The sequence below is a fragment of the Alkalicoccobacillus plakortidis genome, from assembly GCF_023703085.1.
GTDB lineage: Bacteria > Bacillota > Bacilli > Bacillales > Bacillaceae_D > Alkalicoccobacillus > Alkalicoccobacillus plakortidis.
In genome coordinates this window covers 663,507-687,791 of record NZ_JAMQJY010000001.1, presented here as the reverse complement: position 1 = coordinate 687,791, position 24,285 = coordinate 663,507, and the positions used below count along the sequence as shown (strand labels likewise).

The 24,285-nt window shown below is 40.2% G+C and carries 23 protein-coding genes and 1 pseudogene; all 24 read left to right on the top strand.

Annotated elements, in window-relative coordinates:
* Positions 1-48: 48 nt before the first annotated feature.
* The 24 genes and pseudogenes from rimP to NDM98_RS03630 all read left to right on the top strand — a co-directional run bounded on the left by rimP (position 49) and on the right by NDM98_RS03630 (position 24,235).
* Complete coding sequence (gene rimP / locus NDM98_RS03745; RefSeq protein ID WP_251604735.1) at positions 49-519, top strand: ribosome maturation factor RimP; 471 nt, start codon at positions 49-51, stop codon at positions 517-519.
* A gap of 35 nt (positions 520-554) precedes the next feature.
* A complete protein-coding gene (gene nusA / locus NDM98_RS03740) occupies positions 555-1,688 on the top strand; it encodes a transcription termination factor NusA (RefSeq protein WP_251604734.1) in 1,134 nt (377 codons plus the stop codon).
* Between the two features lie 22 nt (positions 1,689-1,710).
* Positions 1,711-1,989, top strand: a complete 279-nt coding sequence (rnpM, locus tag NDM98_RS03735; protein WP_308807675.1) for an RNase P modulator RnpM — start codon at positions 1,711-1,713, stop codon at positions 1,987-1,989.
* Complete coding sequence (locus NDM98_RS03730) at positions 1,986-2,297, top strand: YlxQ family RNA-binding protein (protein WP_251604733.1); 312 nt, start codon at positions 1,986-1,988, stop codon at positions 2,295-2,297. Before rnpM ends, NDM98_RS03730 begins: the two co-directional genes overlap by 4 nt.
* 16 nt (positions 2,298-2,313) lie before the next feature.
* Positions 2,314-4,491, top strand: coding sequence for a translation initiation factor IF-2 (infB, locus tag NDM98_RS03725; protein ID WP_251604732.1), 2,178 nt, complete (start codon positions 2,314-2,316; stop codon positions 4,489-4,491).
* The gene (locus NDM98_RS03720; RefSeq protein WP_251604729.1) at positions 4,488-4,769 is read left to right on the top strand and encodes a DUF503 domain-containing protein; all 282 of its coding nucleotides are present in this window, start codon (positions 4,488-4,490) and stop codon (positions 4,767-4,769) included. The genes infB and NDM98_RS03720 overlap by 4 nt, the downstream gene beginning before the upstream one ends.
* A 20-nt stretch (positions 4,770-4,789) precedes the next feature.
* Positions 4,790-5,146, top strand: a complete 357-nt coding sequence (rbfA, locus tag NDM98_RS03715) for a 30S ribosome-binding factor RbfA (RefSeq protein WP_251604728.1) — start codon at positions 4,790-4,792, stop codon at positions 5,144-5,146.
* 74 nt (positions 5,147-5,220) lie between these two features.
* Positions 5,221-6,156 (top strand): tRNA pseudouridine(55) synthase TruB, encoded by a 936-nt coding sequence (truB, locus tag NDM98_RS03710; protein WP_251604727.1) that lies wholly within the window; start codon positions 5,221-5,223, stop codon positions 6,154-6,156.
* A complete protein-coding gene (gene ribF / locus NDM98_RS03705; RefSeq protein WP_251604726.1) occupies positions 6,156-7,106 on the top strand; it encodes a riboflavin biosynthesis protein RibF in 951 nt (316 codons plus the stop codon). Before truB ends, ribF begins: the two co-directional genes overlap by 1 nt.
* Before the next feature lie 140 nt (positions 7,107-7,246).
* The gene (gene rpsO / locus NDM98_RS03700) at positions 7,247-7,516 is read left to right on the top strand and encodes a 30S ribosomal protein S15 (RefSeq protein WP_251604724.1); all 270 of its coding nucleotides are present in this window, start codon (positions 7,247-7,249) and stop codon (positions 7,514-7,516) included.
* A gap of 140 nt (positions 7,517-7,656) precedes the next feature.
* Positions 7,657-9,771 (top strand): polyribonucleotide nucleotidyltransferase, encoded by a 2,115-nt coding sequence (pnp, locus tag NDM98_RS03695; protein ID WP_251604722.1) that lies wholly within the window; start codon positions 7,657-7,659, stop codon positions 9,769-9,771.
* Between the two features lie 97 nt (positions 9,772-9,868).
* On the top strand, positions 9,869-10,879 hold the full coding sequence (locus tag NDM98_RS03690; RefSeq protein WP_251604720.1) for a polysaccharide deacetylase family protein: 1,011 nt from the start codon (positions 9,869-9,871) through the stop codon (positions 10,877-10,879).
* Positions 10,863-12,101 carry a M16 family metallopeptidase gene (locus NDM98_RS03685; protein ID WP_251604718.1) on the top strand — a complete coding sequence of 413 codons (1,239 nt, stop codon included), beginning with the start codon at positions 10,863-10,865 and terminating at the stop codon, positions 12,099-12,101. The genes NDM98_RS03690 and NDM98_RS03685 overlap by 17 nt, the downstream gene beginning before the upstream one ends.
* An 87-nt stretch (positions 12,102-12,188) precedes the next feature.
* Positions 12,189-12,431 (top strand): YlmC/YmxH family sporulation protein, encoded by a 243-nt coding sequence (locus tag NDM98_RS03680; RefSeq protein ID WP_251604716.1) that lies wholly within the window; start codon positions 12,189-12,191, stop codon positions 12,429-12,431.
* A 689-nt stretch (positions 12,432-13,120) separates the two neighbouring features.
* A pseudogene (gene dpaA, locus NDM98_RS03675) lies at positions 13,121-14,013 on the top strand (dipicolinic acid synthetase subunit A).
* 2 nt (positions 14,014-14,015) lie between these two features.
* A complete protein-coding gene (gene dpaB, locus NDM98_RS03670) occupies positions 14,016-14,609 on the top strand; it encodes a dipicolinate synthase subunit B (RefSeq protein ID WP_251604714.1) in 594 nt (197 codons plus the stop codon).
* 105 nt (positions 14,610-14,714) lie between these two features.
* Positions 14,715-15,761 (top strand): aspartate-semialdehyde dehydrogenase, encoded by a 1,047-nt coding sequence (locus tag NDM98_RS03665; RefSeq protein WP_251604712.1) that lies wholly within the window; start codon positions 14,715-14,717, stop codon positions 15,759-15,761.
* Positions 15,762-15,775: 14 nt separating this feature from the next.
* Complete coding sequence (gene dapG / locus NDM98_RS03660; protein WP_251604708.1) at positions 15,776-17,023, top strand: aspartate kinase; 1,248 nt, start codon at positions 15,776-15,778, stop codon at positions 17,021-17,023.
* A 4-nt stretch (positions 17,024-17,027) separates the two neighbouring features.
* On the top strand, positions 17,028-17,891 hold the full coding sequence (gene dapA / locus NDM98_RS03655) for a 4-hydroxy-tetrahydrodipicolinate synthase (RefSeq protein ID WP_251604706.1): 864 nt from the start codon (positions 17,028-17,030) through the stop codon (positions 17,889-17,891).
* 235 nt (positions 17,892-18,126) lie between these two features.
* Positions 18,127-19,794 carry a ribonuclease J gene (locus NDM98_RS03650; RefSeq protein ID WP_251604704.1) on the top strand — a complete coding sequence of 556 codons (1,668 nt, stop codon included), beginning with the start codon at positions 18,127-18,129 and terminating at the stop codon, positions 19,792-19,794.
* Positions 19,795-20,050: 256 nt separating this feature from the next.
* Positions 20,051-20,770, top strand: a complete 720-nt coding sequence (locus NDM98_RS03645) for a ClpP family protease (RefSeq protein ID WP_251604702.1) — start codon at positions 20,051-20,053, stop codon at positions 20,768-20,770.
* Positions 20,767-20,988 carry a YlzJ-like family protein gene (locus NDM98_RS03640; RefSeq protein ID WP_251604700.1) on the top strand — a complete coding sequence of 74 codons (222 nt, stop codon included), beginning with the start codon at positions 20,767-20,769 and terminating at the stop codon, positions 20,986-20,988. The genes NDM98_RS03645 and NDM98_RS03640 overlap by 4 nt, the downstream gene beginning before the upstream one ends.
* A 117-nt stretch (positions 20,989-21,105) precedes the next feature.
* A complete protein-coding gene (locus NDM98_RS03635) occupies positions 21,106-23,484 on the top strand; it encodes an FtsK/SpoIIIE family DNA translocase (RefSeq protein WP_251604698.1) in 2,379 nt (792 codons plus the stop codon).
* Positions 23,485-23,515: 31 nt separating this feature from the next.
* On the top strand, positions 23,516-24,235 hold the full coding sequence (locus NDM98_RS03630) for a GntR family transcriptional regulator (protein WP_251604696.1): 720 nt from the start codon (positions 23,516-23,518) through the stop codon (positions 24,233-24,235).
* Positions 24,236-24,285 lie beyond the last annotated feature (50 nt).

Here is a 24,285-nt window from a genome sequence, read left to right as displayed (position 1 = left end):
TTAGACGAGACGAATGATTCAATAGATAGAATGTAAGGAGGGTAAAGTTTGAGCAAGAATGTCACAACCACTACAGAAAGCCTAGTGACACCAATTTTAGCTGAACTCAATCTTGAGCTCGTAGATATTGAGTACAAGAAAGAGGGGCCAAATTGGTTTTTACGTGTGTTTATAGATTCCGATTCAGGTATTGATTTAGATGATTGTGGAACGGTAAGCGAGCGTTTAAGTGAGGAATTAGACCGGACTGACCCCATTGAAGAGGCGTACTTTTTAGAAGTATCCTCACCTGGTGCAGAACGTCCTTTAAAGAAGGCTTCTGACTTACACAAAGCAATTGGTAAATACATTGCCATTTCAACCTATGAACCGGTAGAAGGACAAAAAGGATTTGAAGGAACCTTGATTTCTTTTGATGATGAGACAGTTGTTATTGAAGTCACAATCAAAACAAGAAAAAAGGTCTATCACATTCCATATACAAAAGTCGCAAATGCGCGTTTAGCCATTATATTTTAAAGTAAGGCCCAAGTTTGAAAGGGGGACAAGAATCCATGAATACTGAGTTTATGGAAGCACTATCTACGCTTGAGCATGACAAAGGAATCAAAAAAGACATTATTATTGAGGCCATTGAAGCTGCTCTAATTTCTGGTTATAAACGTAATTTTAATCAAGCTCAAAATGTCCGAGTTGACGTAAATCGTGACAACGGTAGCATTCGAGTTTTTGCAAGAAAAGTGATCGTTGAGGAAGTATTTGATACCCGTTTAGAGATTACTTTAGATGAGGCACTTCAAATGGATCCGAACTATGTCTTAGATGACATCATTGAAATTGAAGTAACACCTAAGGATTTTGGTCGTATTGCTGCACAAACGGCTAAACAGGTTGTCACTCAACGTGTACGTGAAGCAGAACGAGGAATCATTTATTCTGATTTTATTGATCGCGAAGAAGACATCATGACAGGAATTGTACAACGTCAAGATCATCGGTTTATTTATGTTGATTTAGGAAAAGTTGAGGCACTACTTCCACTTAATGAACAAATGCCTAATGAATCCTATAAGCATAACGACCGCATGAAGGCGTTTATTACCAAGGTTGAGAAAACAACAAAGGGACCTCAGATCCTGATATCTAGAACACATCCAGGCTTATTAAAAAGATTGTTTGAGCTTGAAGTACCTGAAATTTATGATGGTACAGTTGAAATCAAATCGGTTTCACGAGAAGCTTGCGATCGTTCAAAAATTGCCGTTCATTCCGACAATCCTGAAGTGGATCCAGTAGGTGCATGTGTAGGTCCACGAGGACAACGTGTTCAAACGATTGTAAATGAATTAAAAGGCGAAAAAATTGATATTGTCAAGTGGTCTGAAGATCCGGTTGAATATGTAGCAAATGCATTAAGTCCATCAAAAGTTGTTCGTGTGAGTGTGAACGAAACTGATAAGATGACGCAGGTTATTGTTCCGGATTATCAATTATCACTTGCGATCGGAAAACGTGGTCAAAACGCACGATTAGCTGCTAAGTTAACCGGGTGGAAAATTGATATTAAGAGTGAGTCAGAGGCAGAAGAGCTTGGCCTTCTAGAAGAGAAGAACTTTGAACCTGTTCCTGTTAAAGATGAGAATACGTTTGAAGAATCAACTGATTATACTTCTGATGAACGGGAATAAGAGTTAAGAAGGAGATGGATCTGTGAGTGAGCGTAAGATTCCTCTGAGAAAATGTGTTGTAACAAATGTTATGAAGCCTAAAAAAGAACTCATTCGAATTGTCCGGTCACCTGAAGGAGAAGTCCAGTTAGATGTGACTGGTAAAAAGAATGGGCGCGGCGCGTATTTAACAAATGAAGAGGACATTTTTCTACTTGCTAAAAAAAAGGACGTCCTTTCTAGGCATTTAAATGTCACAGTAACGCCCGCTCAATATGATGATCTGCTTGCTTCCAGACCAAAAGGAAACAGTGGAAAATGACCAATCCTTCTGAAAAATGGATATCTCTGCTTGGACTTGCTGCCAGAGCTAGAGAGCTAGTAACAGGTGAAGAACTTGTTTTGCAGGATGTACGAAAAAATCGAGTATGCTTAGTATTGCTTGCAGCAGATGCCTCTGATGCAACGGCTAAAAAGGTGAAAGACAAGTGTACACATTATAAGATCCCATTAAAACAAGTTGCAGATCGAGCCGTTCTTGGTGCTGCAGTAGGCAAAGCAGAACGAGTAGTCATTGGCATCAAAAGCAGGGGATTTGCTAAAAAAATAACCGAATTATTGGACCAATGAATGTGGAGGTAAGTATATGAAAAAAATGAGAATATATGAATATGCAAAAGAACACAACGTTCAAAGTAAACAATTGATTGACCAGCTAAAAGGAATGGGTGTTGAGGTATCCAATCACATGTCTGTTGTAGATGAAGATACGCTAAAAAAAGCCTCAGGCCAAACATCTAGCCAAGCTAAACCGGCTCAACAAGAAAGCAAAGCACCCGCTGCAAAGCAGCAACAGAGTCAACAAAGTCAACAAAGTCGTCCAAAACCGGCAAACAACAATCAAGCTGGCCAGTCTGCTAGACCTGCAGCTAAGAAACAGGGCGGAGGACAACGTCCAAATAACCAAAACCGTAATCAACCGCAAAATCGTAACAACAATAATAATCGCAATCGTAACCGTAATAACAATCAACGAAACCGTAGTCAGCAGCCTGTAAAGCAGATGCCACTTCCGGGAAAAATCACATTTGTTGGGTCACTGACAGTAAGTGAGTTTGCAAAAGAGCTTCACCGTGAAGCATCGGAGATTATCAAAAAATTAATGGGTCTTGGTGTGATGGCTACAATTAACCAAGAGCTTGATAAGGATACGATTGAACTTCTTGCAACAGATTATGGAGTCGAAGCAGAGGAAATCATTCCTGTTGATGAACTGGACATTGATAACTACAATGCAGATGACTCTACAGAGGAACTTCAAGAGCGTCCTCCAGTTGTAACGATTATGGGTCACGTTGACCATGGTAAAACAACGCTTCTAGATTCGATTCGTGATACTAAAGTTACAGCTGGTGAAGCTGGTGGGATTACACAGCATATTGGTGCTTACCAAGTTGAAACAAACGGTAAAAAGGTAACTTTCCTTGATACCCCTGGTCACGCAGCATTTACAACCATGCGTGCTCGTGGAGCTCAAGTGACTGATATCACAATCCTAGTTGTTGCAGCGGATGATGGTGTTATGCCACAAACAAAAGAAGCCATCAGCCACGCGAAAGCAGCTGGAGTACCGATTATCGTAGCCGTGAATAAAGTAGATAAAGAAGCAGCAAATCCAGATAAAGTTATGCAGGAGCTAACGGAATATCAATTGGTTCCGGAAGCATGGGGCGGAGAGACAATCTTTGTGAATGTATCTGCTATTAACGGTACAGGAATTGATGAGCTTCTTGAAATGATTCTTCTTGTAGCTGAAGTAGAAGAATTAAAAGCAAATCCAGATAAACTAGCAGTAGGTTCTGTTGTAGAAGCACAGCTTGACAAAGGCCGTGGACCTGTTGCAACATTACTTGTTCAAGCGGGTACACTAAACGTAGGAGATCCACTAGTTGTCGGTAACACATTTGGTCGTGTTCGTGCACTAGTTAATGATCTTGGACGTAGAGTGAAGTCAGTAGGGCCATCTACACCAGTAGAGATTACTGGTCTAAATGATGTACCTCTTGCTGGTGATCAATTCCAAGCCTTTAAAGACGAGAAGAAAGCTCGTCAAATAGGGGAAGCTAGAAATGCTCGTCATCGTGACGAGAACCGTACTGAAACTTCACGTGTTTCTTTAGATGATTTGTTTAATCAAATCCAACAAGGTGAAGTGAAAGATATTAACATCATTATTAAAGGTGATGTTCAAGGTTCAGTTGAGGCAATGCGAGGTTCACTTGAAAAAATAGAGGTTGAAGGTGTCAAGGTTAATATTATTCACACTGGTGTTGGAGCGATTGCTGAATCGGATATTATTTTAGCTTCTGCATCTAATGCAATTGTGATTGGTTTTAATGTTCGCCCAGATGTAAATGCTAAGCGTACAGCTGAAGTTGAAAAAGTAGATATTCGACTACATCGTGTCATTTATAATGCAATCGATGAAATTGAATTAGCAATGAAAGGTATGCTTGACCCAGAGTATGAAGAAAAAATCATTGGTCAAGTAGAAATCCGTACTACCTTTAAAGTATCTAAAATTGGTATGATTGCTGGTTCTTATGTAACAGACGGAAAAATTTCACGTAATTCAACGGTTCGCTTAATCCGTGATGGCATTGTGATTTACGAAGGTGCTATCAATGCGCTGAAACGTTTTAAAGATGATGTAAAAGAAGTAGCTGCGGGATATGAGTGTGGTATTACGCTAGAAAACTTTAACGACATCAAAGAAGGCGACCTAATTGAAGCGTATGTTATGGAAGAAATCGTCCGTAAATGATTATAGGTGCTGTCCGTTGTGAGCTGTTTATTTATGAGGCAGGGTCATTAAAAGCAAAGCGAGCAGTCATAAAAAGTTTGCTGACTCGCTTAGGGCAGCGATATAATCTCTCCGTTTCAGAAACGGACCATCATGATTTGTGGCAGCGCTCGGAGCTTAGCATTGTTGCTGTGTCTACCACTAAGAAACGATGTGAGCAAGAGCTACAAAAAGCATTGGCTCTAATCGATGCGGATCCTGACTCAGAACGGACGCTGACACAATTTGAATGGCTTTAGCCGAACAATGAGGTGACAATATGAGTAAAGTTCGTGCAAACAAAGTTGCAGAACAAATGAAAAAAGAACTTAGTGACATTATGCTTCGCGGATTAAAAGATCCTCGTGTGAAATTTGTAACCGTTACGGGAGTCGATGTCACTGGAGATCTTCAACAAGCAAAAGTGTTCATTACAGTTCTTGGTAGTGAAGAAGAGAAAGAAGCCAGCTTAAAAGGCTTAAACAAAGCAAAAGGGTTTTTACGTTCAGAGGTAGGAAAACGAATCCGCTTGCGTAAAACACCTGAATTAGAATTCGAAATTGATCAGTCCATTGAATATGGCAATCGTATTGAGACGCTGCTATCAGATCTTAATCGAAACAATGATTCTAACTAATTGGAAGGATAGCGGAGCATAGTGCTTCCTATCCTTTTTTTGCACTCAATGTTGTTTGGAGAGGAGCGCAACTGATGCCAACAGGAATACTACCACTTATCAAACCGGCAGGCATGACGTCACATGATTGTGTCTATCGCATTCGTAAACTTTATCAGACAAAAAAAGTAGGTCATACTGGAACGTTAGATCCCAGTGTAACGGGGGTTCTGCCAATTTGTATTGGAAGAGCAACTAAAGTAGCTGAGTATATGTCTGACTTTGGGAAAACGTATGAGGCTGAATTAACACTTGGTTATACAACGACTACCGAAGATGCAGATGGAGAAATCGTTGAACAAAAAATTGTCGATCAAACATGGACCGAAGCAGAAATAAAAGCTGTACTCAACTCTTTTTTAGGTGAACAAATACAAGTTCCACCGATGTATTCAGCCGTAAAAGTTAACGGAAAGCGATTATATGAGTATGCACGAGCAAATCAAGAGGTAGAGCGACCAAAAAGACAAATTACCATCCACTCAATTGAGTTGATACAATTAGAAAAAAATAGCCACGATACATATTCAATTCGTTTTGCCGTTACATGTAGCAAAGGTACGTATATCCGTACATTAGCCGTTGCGATTGGAGAAGCTCTTGGTTATCCAGCACATATGTCTAAGCTAAAACGGACCGCATCTGGACCGTTTACATTAGCTGATTGTGTAACGCTTGAACAACTCGAACAGATGGAACTTGAAAAACGAATGGATCAACTATTACCATTTGAACGTGCGTTAACAGGATGGAAAACGATTCAGGTTCCATCTGATGTTGAGGCGCGAATTCGCAATGGTGCTGTGTTATCATGTGAAGAACTTGGTACAAGTGATCGAGTTGTTGTATATTCCATAAACAACGAGTTGCTTGCCATTTATAAACCACATCCAGAAAAACCAAATAAAATGAAACCAGAAAAAATCTTGTTTCAAGCTCCAGAGCAAGTAGCTAGAAAGGAAAAGGATTGATGCAAACGATATATCTTAGCCATCCAATTGATCAGTCGCAACTTTTTTCCGAACCAACTGTTTTTGCTCTTGGTTACTTTGATGGAGTGCATAAAGGACATCAGCATGTCATTAATCAAGCCGTTGAATATGCGAAAAAAAATAATCTGATTAGTGCAGTGATGACGTTCCATCCCCACCCTAAAGAGGTGCTGCAACAGCTTAGTCAGCCGATGCATTTTCTAACGCCGCTACCGGATAAACTAGAGAGAATCGCTGAACTAGGTGTTGATCGTACGTATGTGGTAGAATTTAATCAATCTTTAGCCAATTTAATACCTCAGGAATTTGTAGATCAATACTTAATTGCTTTGAGTGCTAGGCACGTGGTTGCTGGATTTGACTTTACCTATGGTAAAAAAGGCAAGGGAACAATGGACACCATGCCACTTCATTCTAGAGGTTTATTCAGTTCGACAGCCGTATCTAAGGTGGAAAGAGAAGGGATAAAAGTGAGTTCAACTGCATTACGTATGCTTTTGCAAGAAGGAAAAGTTGCAGAGATAAAGGATCTTTTAGGTGAACACTATGTAGTAGAAGGAACTGTTGAAGATGGTGAAAAGCGAGGACGTACAATTGGCTATCCGACAGCTAATGTTAAGCTTAACCAACGTTACTTGATCCCAAAGACAGGAGTTTATGTGGTGAAGGTAACAGTTCATGATACAGAGTATGTCGGAATGTGTAATGTTGGATTTAAACCGACCTTTCATGAGCAGCGTAAAGATCTTCCGTCCATTGAAGTACATTTACTTGATTTCGATGAACAGATTTACGGGGAAACAGTAAAAATCTCCTGGTTTACTCGAATTAGAGATGAAAAGCGCTTTAATGGCATTGAAGAGCTAAAGGCGCAGCTTGCTTTAGATAAGCAACAAACGGAAGCTGTCGCTCGCGAAAACAATCTTTAGTTCTCATCGGTTTGCCCTTGCAATCTATGGAAAAGCAAGGTATAGTAATTCATGTACTTATTGTACACAACCGTTTCTTGGCACGGCGCTTCACCAACGTCTGCTCGGAATCTGGATACAATTTAAAGGAGGTGAACAGGATGGCATTAACACAAGAGCGTAAAAATGAGCTAATTGCTACATTTAAAACGCATGATACTGACACTGGTTCTCCAGAGGTTCAAGTAGCTATCCTTACAGAGCAAATCAACACACTAAATGAGCATTTACGTACTCATAAAAAGGATCATCACTCAAGACGTGGTCTTTTGAAAATGGTTGGTTCGCGTCGTAACTTATTAACGTACTTACGTGATAAAGACGTAGCGCGCTACCGTGATCTAGTTGACAAGCTTGGCTTACGCCGATAAACACGACAAAAGCGGGGACTTGTTCCCGCTTTTTTCTTGGTTTGATAACATGTAGTAAATAACACAATTATGCTCGTCTAGAATGCTTGGTCATACTAAGATGAATATGATTAATCTGTGCAAGAGAGGAGTACGCGCAAATGGAACAAGGTAAACAAGAATTTTCTATGGAATGGGCTGGACGCACACTGACAATTGAAACAGGTCAGCTTGCTAAACAAGCAAACGGTGCAGTACTTGTCCGTTATGGAGACACTGCCGTACTATCAACTGCAACAGCTTCTAAGGAACCAAAGGATCTTCCTTTCTTTCCACTTACAGTGAACTATGAAGAACGCCTATATGCAGCTGGAAAAATCCCTGGTGGATTTATTAAAAGAGAAGGACGTCCAAGTGAGCGTGCTATCTTAACGAGTCGTTTAATTGACCGTCCAATTAGACCGTTATTTCCAGATGGTTTTCGTAACGAGGTTCAAGTAATCAGTATTGTTATGAGTTCAGATCTTAATGCTTCTTCTGAAATGGCTGCGATGATTGGCTCTTCAATGGCACTATCGATTTCTGATATCCCGTTTGCAGGACCAATTGCTGGTGTGACTGTTGGCCGTATTGAAGGTGAGCTAGTGATTAACCCTTCTACTGATCAATTGGCATCGAGTGATCTGAATCTTGTAGTTGCTGGTACAAAAGAGGCAATCAACATGGTAGAGGCTGGAGCACAAGAGCTATCGGAAGAACTTATGCTTGAAGCGATTATGTTTGGTCATGATGAAATTAAGCGTTTAATTGCCTTCCAAGAAGAGATTATTGCTCAAGTTGGTAAAGAGAAAAAAGAAGTTGTTTTAAAAACAACGGATGCTGATCTTGAGGCAAAGATTCGTGAACTTGCTGAAGCTGAATTAAAGCAAGCGGTTCAGGTTCAAGAAAAACATGCTCGTCAGGAAGCAATTGATGCTGTTATTAAAAAGACGGTAGAACCTTTCGAAGAGGATGAAACCGTTGCTGTCTCAGCAGTAAAAGAAATTTTACAGAAATTCGTAAAAGAAGAAGTACGTCGACTAATTACGGTAGAAAAAGTCCGTCCTGATGGACGAGCTATTGATGAGATCCGTCCACTGTCGTCTCAAGTTAACTACTTAACTAGAACACACGGATCTGGGTTGTTTACTCGTGGACAAACACAAGCATTAAGTATTTGTACACTTGGAGCACTTGGAGACGTTCAAATTCTTGACGGTCTAGGCCTTGAAGAATCAAAACGTTTTATGCATCACTATAACTTCCCTCAATTTAGTGTAGGGGAAACAGGCCCTATTCGTGCACCTGGCCGTCGTGAAATTGGACATGGAGCATTAGGTGAGCGAGCTCTTGAAGCCGTTATCCCATCCGAAGAATCATTCCCATACACCATTCGTTTAGTTTCTGAAGTACTTGAATCAAACGGTTCAACGTCTCAAGCGAGTATTTGTGCGAGCACACTAGCTATGATGGATGTTGGAGTTCCAATTAAAGCACCAGTTGCTGGTATTGCAATGGGACTAGTGAAACATGAAGAGCATGTCAGTGTGTTAACAGATATTCAAGGTATGGAAGATGCTCTTGGAGACATGGACTTTAAAGTAGCAGGAACAAAAGACGGAATTACTGCATTGCAGATGGATATTAAGATCTTAGGTATTGATCGTACGATTCTTGAAGAAGCGCTTGCTCAAGCAAAACGTGGACGAATGATCATCTTAGATAATATGTTGACGGCAATCAGTGAACACCGTAGTGATCTTTCAGACTTTGCTCCGAAGATTATGACGATGAAAATCAATCCAGATAAGATTCGTGATGTTATTGGACCAAGTGGTAAGATTATTAACCAAATCATCGAAGAAACGGGTGTCAAAATTGACATCGAACAAGATGGTACAGTTTATATCTCATCAACTGAAAAACCAATGAATGAAAAAGCCCGCAAAATTATTGAAGACATCGTTAGAGAAGTACAGCTTGGCGAAACCTATCTTGGTAAAGTCAAACGAATTGAAAAGTTTGGTGCCTTTGTTGAATTGTTTAAAGGTAAAGACGGCTTAGTTCACATTTCTCAGCTAGCTGAAGAACGTGTTGGCAAAGTTGAAGATGTTGTCAAAATCGGTGATGAAATCATGGTGCGTGTAACAGAAATTGATAACCAAGGTCGAGTGAATCTTTCTCGTAAAGTCATCTTAAAAGAAGATAAAGAAAGACAAGCAGAAGCCAAACAATAATATACAAACCATTTAGAAGGACTGGCTATGAACCAGTCTTTTTTATGTTCTACCTTGTCCCCCTCTTGCATAGATTCGGTGAAGAGGGGGTTTTGTTATGAAAAGGGCGGTAATTCATGTTTGTTTAGTCCTAACTTTGATTCTATTGACAGCCGGAGCGCTACAAAATCCATTTACACTTTCTTATGTTGATGCGATACGGTTCACACAAACAGAGGCAGTCTCCACAAAAGAAGACGCCTTATATCAAAAAATTTCAGAAGAAGCTAAAACGTTTTCAATTCCCCCATCAGATGCGAAGGTTGATAGGGTATGGAAAGCGATTCCTGGCTATAATGGGATACAGGTTGACGTTCGAAAATCGTATGATAAGATGAAGGAGCTTGGGGTATTTGATGAAAAAAAACTCGTCTTTAAAGAAGTGGAGCCACGTGTTCACCTAGAAGACCTCCCTCCTTCTCCTATTTTCCGCGGAAATGAACAAAAGCAGATGGTCAGCTTACTTGTTAATGTTGCTTGGGGCAATGAATACATCCCAGAGCTATTAAAAACAATGAAACGTCACGATGTTCAATCGACATTTTTTTTAGATGGGTCTTGGGTACATGACAATCCCAATGTTGCTCAAATGATCTTTGAGGAAAGTCATGAAATTGGAAGTCACGCTTATACCCACCCTGATATGCAGAAATTAACGCGGACTGAAATTATAGATCAACTAAAACGAACAAATGATGTCATTGACGCAACACTAGGTGTTACACCAAAGTGGTTTGCTCCGCCAAGTGGCAGCTTTACAGACACAGTAGTAGAAGAGGCAGCGAATCAGAACATGCATACTATTTTATGGTCAGTTGACACCATTGATTGGCGCAAGCCACAACCACAGGAAATGGTTCAACGCGTTTTGAGTAAAGTACACCCAGGAGCAACCATTTTAATGCATCCAACTGATTCTTCAGCAAGAGGTTTAGAGCAATTAATTATTGGATTAAAAGAAAAAGGGTATGAAATTGGAACAGTGTCCGATTTATTGGCTGAAACACGTACACAGTTTCCTAAGCCAACGGACAAAAGTAGGGGGTCAGAGATTGATACAGAAAATTGATTTAGCCAATGGAGTCCGAATTTTAGTAGAACCGATTTCTACTGTTCGCTCCGTATCGATGGGCATTTGGGTTGGAACGGGTTCAAGAAACGAAACACAGAAGGAAAATGGACTTTCACACCTGTTGGAGCATATGTTGTTTAAGGGAACCCACACCCGGTCTCCTCAGGATATTGCTGAAGCTTTTGATCAGATTGGTGGTCAGGTGAACGCTTTTACATCTAAAGAATATACGTGTTATTACGCAAAAGTACTTGATGAACATTCTTTTATTGCCTTAGATGTCCTACAAGATATGTTCTTCAATTCTACATTTGATGAAGAAGAGTTGGAAAAAGAGAAAAATGTCATTGGAGAAGAAATTCGAATGGTCGAAGATACCCCCGATGACTTAGTTCATGAGTTATTAAGTGAAGCCTGTTATGGTTCACACCCTTTAGCGTATCCAATTTTAGGTACTGATCAAACGCTTTCTTCTTTTACATCAGCTGATCTCCGTGCTTATATGGATCGATTTTATACGGGTGATTATGTTGTGATTTCAGTTGCAGGGAATATTGATGAGACGTTAATTGAACAATTAAAAACAACGTTTGCTAAAGTGAAACCGACTGTGCAAACTGAAATCCTTACTAAACCTCAGTTTGTTCAAGAGCAGCGAATTCGAGCGAAAGAAGCAGAACAAGCACATTTATGTATTGGTTATAATGGTCTTGCTATCGATGATCCTTCTATCTATTCACTTGTGCTGTTAAATAACTCATTTGGTGGAAGCATGAGTAGTCGTTTATTTCAAGAGATTCGTGAAAAACGAGGATTATGCTACTCAGTCTTCTCCTATCACTCTTCATTTTCAGACAGTGGTCTTTTAACACTTTATGCTTGGAACGGGTATATCCAGCTTGATGCACTTGTTGAAGCGGTAGAAGAAACGACTCATGAGATGGCGGAAAAAGGTATGACTGAAAAAGAACTAAAAAATGGTAAAGAACAGCTTAAAGGAAGTTTAATGCTTAGTTTAGAGAGTACAAACAGTCGAATGAGCCGAAATGGTAAAAACGAACTCATGCTAAGACAGCACAGAACCATGGATGAAATGCTAGATGAAATTAATAGTGTGACATTGGATTCAGTGAATGAATTATCTGAGCGTATATTAACCTCAAAACCGGCTTTATCGCTTGTCAGCACTACTGGAGAATGGCCAAATGCTTTAAAATAGAATTCCGAAGATCAGTCCAATCAGGCTTGGTCTTTTTTTATGGAAAAGCACATAGGTTGAAATAGGTCAAAACCAAGGAGTGATTGCATGAGATTAAGTGAAATTTCCTCAAAAGAAATTGTTGATTATCAAAAGGGAGAACGTTTAGGCGTATTAGGTCAAACGGATTTGCTCATAAATGAAGAAACTGGCGAAATAACCGCTTTTATTATTCCAACATCGCGCTGGTTTCAATTTGGCAAAAAGGATCAGGTTGTCACGGTCTATTGGCAACAAATTAAAAAGATTGGCGAAGATATGATCATCATTGACGTTGATCCAACTGTGTAGGCAAAGCAGATTAAACAGAAATGTATTAGTTATCACCATAAAAGAACCCTTATGTTGTGTAATTCACACATAATGGTTCTTTTTTTGTTTGATCAAAAATCAGGAGAAGGGCAACCGCTTCGGACAGACCCTTCTTACGCGGTGGAATCTGCTGCCTTAAACTAGTTTGTGTTGTTTGTAAATGAAATTGAGTTATTTACAGATCAGCGAAGTTCTAATGTAGATCATGCGGTTAATCAATACTGTTCTCATTAAAATTCATTCGTTTGGTCAAGCCCAAGCTTTTTCCATGTTGATTTATTCGTACATTAATATTTGGGTTTTTTGCTTTGTAGCACTAATACAACTAATCTTATTATGTCCTATTAAAATATAGATGCTCACACATTGCGGACGGGATGGGAGGCCAACTCCAGCTTGACTAAAGGGCAAAGTTGAAATGAATTGACAAAGCCAAATTAGGCGGGCGACCTCCTGGCGAGGCGTGCCTCCATCCAGGGAGCGGAATGTCTGCTGAGAACCTTGGCCTTAGATTATCCAGACACCTCTCACCCAGCTTCTAATTGTGCTTCAAACGAACATTCACTGATTATCTCTCATTACATATGATGAAACACAGATAACGATTAAAACGATGATCTGTGCTTGTTAGTACAGAGAACAAATCGAGTTTTAGAAGGAGGGACAATGTGTTAACCGGAAAACATATCCTTTTAATAGGCGGAGATGCTAGACACTTAGAAATTATTCGCACATTATCGACTCTTGATGCCAAGATCTCCTTCAGCTGGTTTTGAACAGCTTGATGATGGATTTATTGGTGCGTCAAAATACGCTATGGATGAAATCGACTGGACAACAGTAGATGCAATTATATTGCCAGTGAGTGGAATGAGTGCAGATGGCTTGGATTGATACGGTATTTTCAAACGAAACCCTATCATTATCACTAGAGCAACTTGAGAAAACGCCAAAACATTGCACCATTTATACAGGCATTAGTAATGATTTTCTCGATCAGCTCCAAACGATGGCCAAAAGACCGCTTGTTAAGTTAATGGAACGTGATGATGTGGCCATTTACAATTCAATTCCCACTGCTGAAGGAGCTATAATGATGGCGATTCAGCATACGGATATAACGATTCATAATGCCAATGTGGCAGTACTAGGTTTAGGGAGAATTGGCATGACCATTGCAAGAAGTTTCGCTGCCTTAGGGGCAAAAGTAAAGGTAGGTGCACATGACTCAGCTCTGCTTGCTAGAATCAGCGAAATGGGTTTAAAGCCATTCCATACAAAGCATATCCAAACGGAACTAAAAGATATTGATATCTGCATTAATACCATTCCTGCTCGCATGATTACAGCTCGAGTACTTACTGAAATGCCATTGCATTCCTTAATTATTGATTTGGCTTCAAAACCAGGTGGGACCGATTTTCGATACGCAGAAAAAAGAGGGATGAAGGCGATGCTAGTACCTGGTATGCCTGGTATTGTTGCGCCAAAAACAGCGGGGAAAATCCTAGCTGCTATTCTTGCCGATTTACTTAAAAGCGACGAATTGGAGGATGAATGATTATGAGTCTTAAAGGAAAACATATAGGTTTTGGTTTAACAGGTTCTCATTGCACATACAGCGAGGTTTTACCACAAATGAAAAGGCTTGTAGAGTTAGGGGCAAAAGTAACACCTTTTGCAACGTATACAGTCGAATCAACTGATACAAAGTTTGGTGACAGTGATGATTGGTTAGAACAAATAGCTTCCATCACATCGGAACCTCTTGTCAATTCAATAGTTAAAGCCGAGCCATTTGGTCCTACTACGCCATTGGATTGTATGGTGATTGCACCTTTAACTGGTAATTCAGCAAGCAAGTTTGCGAATGCATTAACAGATAACCCTGTGCTAATGGGCGCCAAAGCAACATTACGAAATGGGAATCCGGTTGTACTAGGTATCTCTACAAATGATGCACTGGGATTAAACGGTGTGAATATTATGAAGTTAATGGCAGCCAAACATATTTATTTTATTCCATTTGGCCAGGATGCACCAGATAAAAAACCAACGTCTATGGTCGCACGAATGGATGCCTTACCAGATACTGTTGAAGCTGCTATTTTAGGGCGTCAGCTTCAGCCTGTCATTATCGAAAAATATCGTGATTAAATGACCAAGGTTGCACAAAACCCCTTTTTCCCGTAAAGTTTAATAGAGTAAATGGCTTATGCCAAAGAGAATACGAACTTGTTGGATGGGAAGGGAGAATGAATAATGTCTAAAAATGGTTACCATATCGCAGTTGTTGGTGCAACAGGTGCAGTAGGACAGCAAATGCTGGCTACTCTTGAAAAAAGAGATTTTCCAATTGCAAGCTTAAAACTATTATCTTCAAAACGCTCAGCGGGCAAAGAGATTTCTTTTAAAGGAATAGCGTATACTGTCGAAGAGGCAACTCCAGAATCATTCGAAGGAATTCAAATTGCATTATTTAGTGCGGGTGGATCGGTTTCTAAAGCGTTAGCGCCAGAGGCCGTTAAACGAGGAGCGATTGTTGTAGATAATACAAGTGCTTTCCGTATGGACCCTGAAGTACCTCTAGTTGTGCCGGAAGTTAACCCAACTGATCTAAAATGGAACAAAGGAATTATTGCAAATCCAAATTGTTCAACGATTCAAATGGTTGCCGCACTAGAACCAATTCGCCAAAAAATCGGATTAAAAAAGGTCATTGTTTCAACATATCAAGCAGTATCTGGTGCAGGACTTGAAGCTGTAAATGAATTAAAGAGCCAAACCGCTGATATCCTTGCTGGTAAGGAAGCAAAAGCCGAGATCCTTCCTGTTGGAGGAGACAAAAAGCATTATCAAATTGCTTTTAATGCGATCCCGCAAATTGATGTTTTTCAAGAAAATGGCTACACATATGAAGAAATGAAAATGATAAATGAAACAAAAAAAATCTTAAATATGGCTGACCTGCAAGTGTCTGCAACGTGTGTTCGTCTACCGATAGAAACAGGGCATTCAGAATCTGTTTATATTGAAACCGAGCAAGAAGGTACTACAGTTGCCGAACTTAAAACACTTCTTAGTGATGCACCAGGGGTTACACTACAAGATGATACAGCAAATCAAATTTACCCAATGGCATCTAATGCAGTAGGGCAAGATGATGTTTTTGTGGGTAGAATTCGTCAAGATTTAGACAAAGCAAATGGGTATCACTTCTGGGTTGTGTCAGATAACCTACTAAAAGGTGCAGCACTGAACTCTGTTCAAATCGCAGAAAGTCTAATTCAGCAAGATCTATTATCCTAAGAAGAGTGTGAGCTATGAAACTAATTGTTCAAAAATTCGGAGGAACATCCGTCAAAGATGATCAGACAAGAAAATTAGCAGCAAACCATGTACGCAAGGCGGTAGATGAAGGATTAAAAGTAATCGTTGTGGTCTCAGCTATGGGTCGTGCTGGCGATCCATACGCAACGGACACCTTACTCGGTTTGGCTAGCAGCGAACTACCAAAAAGAGAACAAGATTTATTAGCTTCATGTGGAGAAGTGATCTCATCCGTTATCTTTTCTGATTTACTTGCATCTGTGGGTCTCAAATCTAGAGCGATGACCGGAGCTCAAGCTGGTTTTCGTACGAACGAAGATTTCTCGAACGCCAAGATTTTAGATATGAAATCAGACCACTTGCGTTCATTGTTAACGCATCATGACGTTCTTGTTGTTGCAGGGTTTCAAGGGCAATCCAAAACTGGTGAAACCACAACACTTGGTCGAGGAGGCAGCGATACATCAGCTACTGCTCTTGCAGCTGCTGTCAATGCGGAATGGGTCGATATTTTCACAGATGTAGAGGGTGTGATGACAGCTGACCCTCGTATTGTTGAGAAAGCAAGACCGCTTAAAACAATGACGTACAATGAAATTTGTAATATGGCCTATCAAGGGGCAAAAGTGATTCACCCTCGTGCCGTTGAAATTGCGATGCAAGCTAAAATTCCGATTCATATTCGCTCGACATACTCGAGCAAAAAAGGAACATTAATTACAACCATGCATCCAGGAGGTGCAGGAAGTGATGTTCAGGAGCAATTGATTACAGGTATTGCTCATTTGGCAAATGTAACTCAAATTAAAGTATCAGCACGTGAAGGTCATTATGATGTACAAGAAAAAGTCTTTAAGTCAATGGCCATGGAAAAAATCAGCGTTGATTTTATTAATATTTCACCTAGTGGTGTGGTTTACACCGTTATGGATGCGGCGGCTGATCGTGCGATTGAGACCTTAACTAGACTTGGATTTAAACCAGAAGTACAGCGCAATTGTGCAAAAGTATCTGCGGTTGGAGCAGGTATGACTGGTGTCCCAGGTGTCACGGCTAAGATTGTTAGTGCCTTGTCACAAGAAAATATCCAAATTCTCCAGTCGGCTGATTCTCATACAACAATTTGGGTTTTAGTGAAAAATGAGGATATGAGTAAAGCAGTTAATGCTCTTCATCACATGTTTCAACTTGAAAAAGCAGGACTCGGCCAAGAAGCGTTATTCGGACATCGAGGAGAGTGAGCAGATGGATTTCGGGCAGGTATTAACCGCGATGGTGACTCCTTTTGATTCGAATGGAGAACTTGATCTTAAAGCGGCCTCCGAATTAATTGACCATTTGATTGCAACGGGTACAGATGCTTTAGTAGTAGCAGGAACAACGGGGGAGTCCCCAACGCTTTCAACAAAAGAAAAGCTAGAGTTGTTTCAATTTGCGATTGATTATACAAATAAACGAGTTCCCGTCATACTTGGGACGGGTTCTAATGATACAGCATCGTCTGTAGCTTTGTCTAAACAGGCAGAAGTTCTTGGGGCAGATGGCATTATGGCGGTTGTTCCTTATTATAATCGACCGAACCAATCCGGTATGTTTGCCCATTTTCAGCAAATCGCCACAAACGTTTCTTTGCCTGTCATGTTATATAATGTGCCTCACCGTACAGGAGCACATATGTTATCTGAGACAGTGATTGCCTTATCTAAGCTTGATAATATTATCGCGTTAAAAGAGGCAAGTGGTGATCTAGAGCATATGGCAACGATTATTGATCATACTGATGAACAATTTATTGTTTATAGTGGAGACGATTCGTTAACACTACCTGCGCTCTCAATTGGAGCACACGGGGTCGTGTCTGTTGCCTCTCATGTGATAGGAAATCAGATGAAAGAAATGGTTAATGCTTTTAAATCAGGTGAAACAAAACGTGCTGCAACATTGCATCTTAGTCTTTTGCCAAAGATGAAGGCACTGTTTTTATCACCGAATCCAGTCTGTGTAAAACATCGTTTAAAAAAAATAGGAATCGATACTGGTGGAACCAGATTACCTTTACTCTCGTTAACATCTGAAGAGCAAGAATTAGTAGATTCCTTTTTTTCATAGTAGTTCAGAAAGCCCGACTTTAATAGTCGGGTTTTTCGTTTTGGTTGTACTTGTTTTTCACTAGAAAAATAAGGTATACTGAAATCAAGTGATGCGTTCGGGTACTTATTCAGGATGGATAAGTAAAGGATTAATAAGAATGAAACGGGGAACGGAATCGACCAGGCGACCTATAGAAATAAGGACGCCGATTTTGATATGAGAATTTTGCAAACATGTATAGGAGGAAAGACCATTGTCGAAGCAGATTACTGAAAAAATTCGTGTATTCGCCCTAGGTGGCGTTGGCGAAATCGGAAAGAATATGTACGGAGTAGAAGTTGATGAAGATATTATTATTATTGATGCAGGGTTGATGTTCCCAGATGACGATATGTTAGGAGTAGACATTGTTATTCCGGATGTATCTTATCTAACAGAGCAAGCAGATCGTGTGAAGGGCATCGTGCTCACACATGGACACGAAGACCATATTGGAGGATTATCTTACGTTCTTAAAAAAGTAAACGTACCAGTGTATGGCACAAAATTAACATTGGGATTAGTTGAAGAGAAGCTGAAAGAAGCGGGTATTTTACGTTCTGTTAAGCTTAAAACCATTGATGCTAAATCACGCATTAAGATTGGTTCAACTCCGGTTTCCTTTTTCCGGACAAGCCATAGTATCCCGGATTGTGTTGGTGTATGTGTTGAGACATCTCAGGGTGCGATTGTACATACAGGTGACTTTAAATTTGACCAGACTCCAGTTGATGGAAAACAAGCCGACATCGGAAAAATGGCAAACATCGGTCATAAGGGTGTTCTTTGCCTTTTATCTGATAGTACAAATGCTGAACGTCCTGGAACAACTAAATCTGAATCAGAAGTTGGAATTGGTATTACAGATGTGTTCCGTAAAACAACCGGGCGACTAATTGTCACATCGTTCGCATCAAATGTGCACAGAATCCAACAGATTATTGAAGCAACAGCTAAAGCAAATCGTAAGCTAGCAATCGTTGGAAAAAGTATGATTCGTGTTATTTCCATTGCAACTCGATTAGGCTATCTATCTCCACCAAAGGATCTAATCATTGAATTAGATGAGGTGAACAAATATAAGCCTGAGCAACTAGTGATTTTAACAACTGGTAGCCAAGGAGAGCCGATGTCTGCCTTAACCCGTATGGCAAAAGGGGCTCACCGTCAAATCACAATCAATGCTTATGATACCGTGATTATTGCCGCTTCAGCGATTCCTGGTAATGAAAAATCTGTTTCTGCGGTTATTGATAAATTGCATCGAATTGGAGCAGAAGTTGTCTATGGCTCCTCAAAAGTTCATGCATCTGGACACGGTAGCCAAGAAGAACTAAAGCTGATGCTAAATCTAATGAAACCAAAATACTTCCTACCAGTTCATGGTGAGGTTCGTATGCAACATGCGCACCGTAATTTGGGATTAGGTGTAGGGATTCCAGATGAAAACATCTTCATTGTAGAAAAAGGTGAAGTTGTTGAATTTACAAATAAACAAGCACGACGAGCAAGCAAAATTCCATCCGGTAATGTTCTAATTGACGGATTAGGTGTTGGTGACGTAGGTAACATTGTTTTACGTGATCGCAGACTCCTATCTAAAGATGGTATCTTAGTTGTAGTTGTTACACTGAACAAAAAAACAGGTACAATTGAATCTGGACCTAACATCATTTCACGTGGTTTTGTCTACGTACGAGAATCAGAGCAACTACTTGAGGATGCAAACGAACTCGTAAGTAATATTTTAAAGAAATGCATGTCAGAGAAAGTAAGCGAATGGTCATCTCTAAAAAGCAACGTAAGAGAAGGACTAAGCAGACACCTCTATGAAAAAACTAAAAGACGTCCAATGATCCTACCGATTATTATGGAAGTGTAAATGATTAAAAAGCACAGCTCAGCGAGCTGTGCTTTTTTGTGTCTGAAAAGTGAGAGAGGCAGGTTGTTGGCGGAGGATAAGGCTCATGAGCGGAGTGGATACTAGCCAAAACCCCACCCCCACAAGCCAAAAGAGGAGCTAACAAGCCAAAAGCCGAGTCTCACCTTATTAATCATCAACAATTTCTTCTCACGCATGAGCGAAGGTCTAACCGAACATACTACGTCTATGTACACAAATAAGGAGAGTGAAAGCCATGAACGAAAAACCTGAACAGCAGCCGAATGATCCAGGGGAGAAAAAGTCTTCGTTGGTTGAAAAAATTCAAGAGCTTGGTCAAACAAATGTGCCTGAAATGGAAGCATCAAATATACATTGTCTAGTTGTAATTGGTCAGATTGAAGGGCATATGCAGTTACCTCCACAAAATAAAACAACTAAATATGAGCATATTATTCCTCAGCTTGTGGCAGCTGAGCAGAATTCAAAAATTGAGGGATTACTCATAATATTGAATACGGTTGGTGGGGATGTGGAGGCAGGGCTCGCGATTTCAGAAATGATTGCTTCCATGTCTAAGCCATCAGTGACGTTAGTGCTAGGTGGAGGCCATTCAATAGGAGTTCCAATTGCAACGGCATCCGATTACTCGTACATTGCTGAGACGGCAACGATGACGATTCACCCGATACGCCTAACGGGAATGGTCATTGGTGTACCACAAACGTTTGAATATTTGGATAAGATGCAAGAGCGGGTTATTCGCTTTGTGACAGCCCATTCAGATATTTCTGAGGAGAAATTCAAAGAGTTGATGTTCTCTAAGGGGAATTTAACAAGAGATATTGGGACCAATGTGATTGGTGTGGATGCAGTTGACTGTGGATTGATCAATGAAGTTGGTGGTATTGGGAAAGCGATGAAAAAGTTGAATCAGTTGATCGAGGGATATAAGCAAGGAGAGATTATGCAATGATTTTATATACAAGCATGCCTCTTGATCAAGTGTATCCAGCTACAGGTGATGAGTTTAGTCAACAAATGACAATTCCTTTTGAAAGTGGACAGCTGATTGTTGAGCCAATTGAATCAGGTAGATATAGGGTTGTTCGTCTTGTTTCTAGTGATGTAAGTCTGTATTTAAATCAACAGCTTAGCCCAGGGGCAATTATTGATGCAAATCCGCTAATTTAATTGCTCGTTCTACATGCAGATTATGCTATAATAATAGCCATCGAATACATGAAAAGCAGCCAATCTGGCTGCTTATTCATATTAGGATAGACGAATGGATAAAAGGGTGACCGTACTATGGCAAGACGCAAAAAACGGAAAAAGACAAATTGGAAATCGCAGCTGACTTACGAAATTGTAGGCTTGGCCCTACTTGTAGTAGCGGTTGTAACACTAGCGAGGTTAGGTAGTGTAGGAGAAGCCTTTGTTCGTTTGTTTCGTTTTTTTCTAGGGGAATGGTTTTTCCTTTTGGCCATTGGACTGCTTGTTGTATCTTTGTTTATCATGTTCAAGAGAACAAAACCTGCATTTTGGTCAAGGCGTATGGCAGGTTTTTATATCATTGTTCTCTCACTTGCCTTGCTTGGTCACTGGAGCTTGTTTCGGTCTCTAGGTGCAAGTGGAGGTTTTTCGGATACATCTGTCATCCGTAATACTTGGGATTTATTTTGGCTTGAAGCAAGTGGAAACAGTCTAAGTGGTGAACTAGGTGGAGGTATGATTGGTGCAGTTGCCTTTGCTGTAAGTCACTTTCTTTTTGCAAGTGGTGGGACCATCTTTTTATGTATTATTCTCATGATTATTGGAACGATTCTCATCACAGGTAGATCTGTTTCTGAACTGTTAGGTAAAGGATTTAGAAAGACGTATCTTGGCATTGTTGATTTTATGACGTCTTTATTTAAAGAGAGCTTACAGTGGAGTAAACAGTCCAAAGAAAAAATGAAAGAAGAACGAACGCTTCGAGAAGAGAAGAAGAAAGAGCAACAGAGTCAGGAAGAAAACAAAAAAACAAGAAAAACACGTTCAACAACTACCGAGCCAGAGGAAACGTATCCAACGGAAATTCCTGAGATCGTTGATTTCTCTCAAAATGCTTATCAGGATCAAACACCTGAGCAACCTGCACAACAAAAGCAAGCTGAACAAACTCAAGTAAAAACAGAACCAGCTAAGAGTAACGAATCAGTAGAGGAAGAAACGATGGTCTCGGCTTCTCTTGTGACAGCTGGAGAAACAAATGAATCATACATACTTCCTTCTTTTGACTTATTAAAATCAGCATCTACACCAGGTCAACATCAAGAGAAACAGCAGCTAACATCTAATGCCCGAAAGCTAGAGCAGACGTTAGATAGTTTCGGGGTTAAAGCACGTGTAACAAAAGTTCATTTAGGACCAGCTGTAACCAAATATGAAGTGAATCCGAATATTGGCGTAAAAGTGAGTAAAATCGTAAATCTTGCAGATGATCTGGCACTTGCACTTGCAGCAAAAGATATTCGAATTGAAGCACCAATACCAGGAAAATCAGCGATTGGAATTGAAGTTCCAAATAAAGAAGTGGCGATTGTTTCTTTACGTGAAGTACTTGATTCTACACCATCTAAAGCAGACGAGCATGTACTTTCCGTTGGACTTGGACGAGATATTTCTGGTGAACCTGTGCTTGCGCCGTTGAACAAAATGCCTCACTTACTCGTAGCCGGAGCAACTGGTAGCGGGAAAAGTGTATGTATTAACGGTATTATCACAAGTATTTTAATGAAAGCAAAACCACATGAAGTAAAATTGATGATGATTGATCCTAAAATGGTTGAGTTAAATGTTTATAATGGGATTCCACATCTTCTAACACCTGTTGTAACTGAACCTAAAAGAGCCTCACAAGCCTTAAAAAAAGTAGTCGCTGAAATGGAAAGACGTTATGATTTATTTTCGCATAGTGGAACGAGGAATTTGGAAGGCTACAACGAATTAATTAGAAAGCAAAATGAGTCAGGAGAGGCTAAGCAACCTTTCCTACCTTATATTGTAGTGATTGTTGATGAATTGGCTGATCTAATGATGGTTGCATCAGGGGATGTAGAAGATTCGATTGCCAGATTGGCACAAATGGCAAGAGCTTCTGGTATCCATATGATTATTGCGACACAGAGACCATCAGTAGATGTAATAACAGGGGTCATAAAAGCGAATATTCCTTCTCGAATTGCTTTTGGTGTTTCTTCACAAACGGATTCGAGAACGATTCTGGATTCAGGTGGAGCCGAGAAGTTATTAGGTCGTGGGGATATGTTGTACTTGCCTGTTGGTGCAAATAAACCGACAAGAATTCAAGGTGCATTCTTATCAGATGAAGAGGTAGAGGATATTGTTGACTTTGTCATTTCTCAGCAAAAAGCACAATATCAAGAAGAGATGACACCAACTGAGGAAGTAGAAACGCCAAAAGCAGAGGTTCAAGATGAGCTTTATTCGTCAGCAGTTGACCTTGTTGTGGAGATGAATACCGCTTCTGTATCGATGCTACAACGCCGATTTAGAATTGGTTATACACGAGCTGCCCGGTTAATTGATGAGATGGAGCTCCGCGGAATCGTAGGTAAGTATGAAGGTAGCAAACCACGTGAGGTGCTTATTTCAGCCAAATCAGAGGATGAAGTGTCGTCTTAGGTTGTATAGAAGATGAATGGGGGGAGAGACTGTGATCAAAACTGATTACAGACCACTATATTTACAGGTTATTGATAAGTTGCGCCAAGACATAGAGAAATACGAAGAGGGAAAGCAACTTCCATCTGAATTTGAATTAGCCAAACAACTTGGAGTCAGCCGTGCTACTTTACGGGAGGCGCTTCGTCTGCTTGAGGATGAGGGTCTTCTAGTGAGGAGGCATGGTGTTGGCACATTTGTAAACGCAAAGCCCATGCTAACTGCTGGAATTGAAGAACTATCAAGTGTGACGGATATGATTCGTAAGGCAAATATGGAGCCTGGCACGATTTTTTTATCTGACTCTATTTTAGAAGCAACAGAAGAAGATCAGGAGCTCTTTAAACAACGTGATTTAGAAAAGGTTTTTCAAATTGAGCGGCTACGTACCGCGGATGATGTGCCTGTTGTCTATTGTCTTGATCGGGTGCCTTATCATTTACTCTCAAATCGTTCCGTTCATGAAACGAAATCCCTTTTTCAATTTTTAAGTGAAATTGGTAAAATCATTACGTATGCTGTTACGTATATTGAACCGATTGGATATCATGAAACGGTATCAGAGCTGCTTGAGTCGGATGCAGGTTCTGCACTACTTCTTTTAAATCAAACTCATTATGACCAGCATGACCAACCGATCTTATACTCGCAAAATTATTTCCGAGCTGATAAATTTAAATTTCATGTGCTTCGTAAACGATTTATGACGTAATCAAAAAACAACCGGATCAAAGGATCTCGGTTGTTTTTTATGAAATTGAA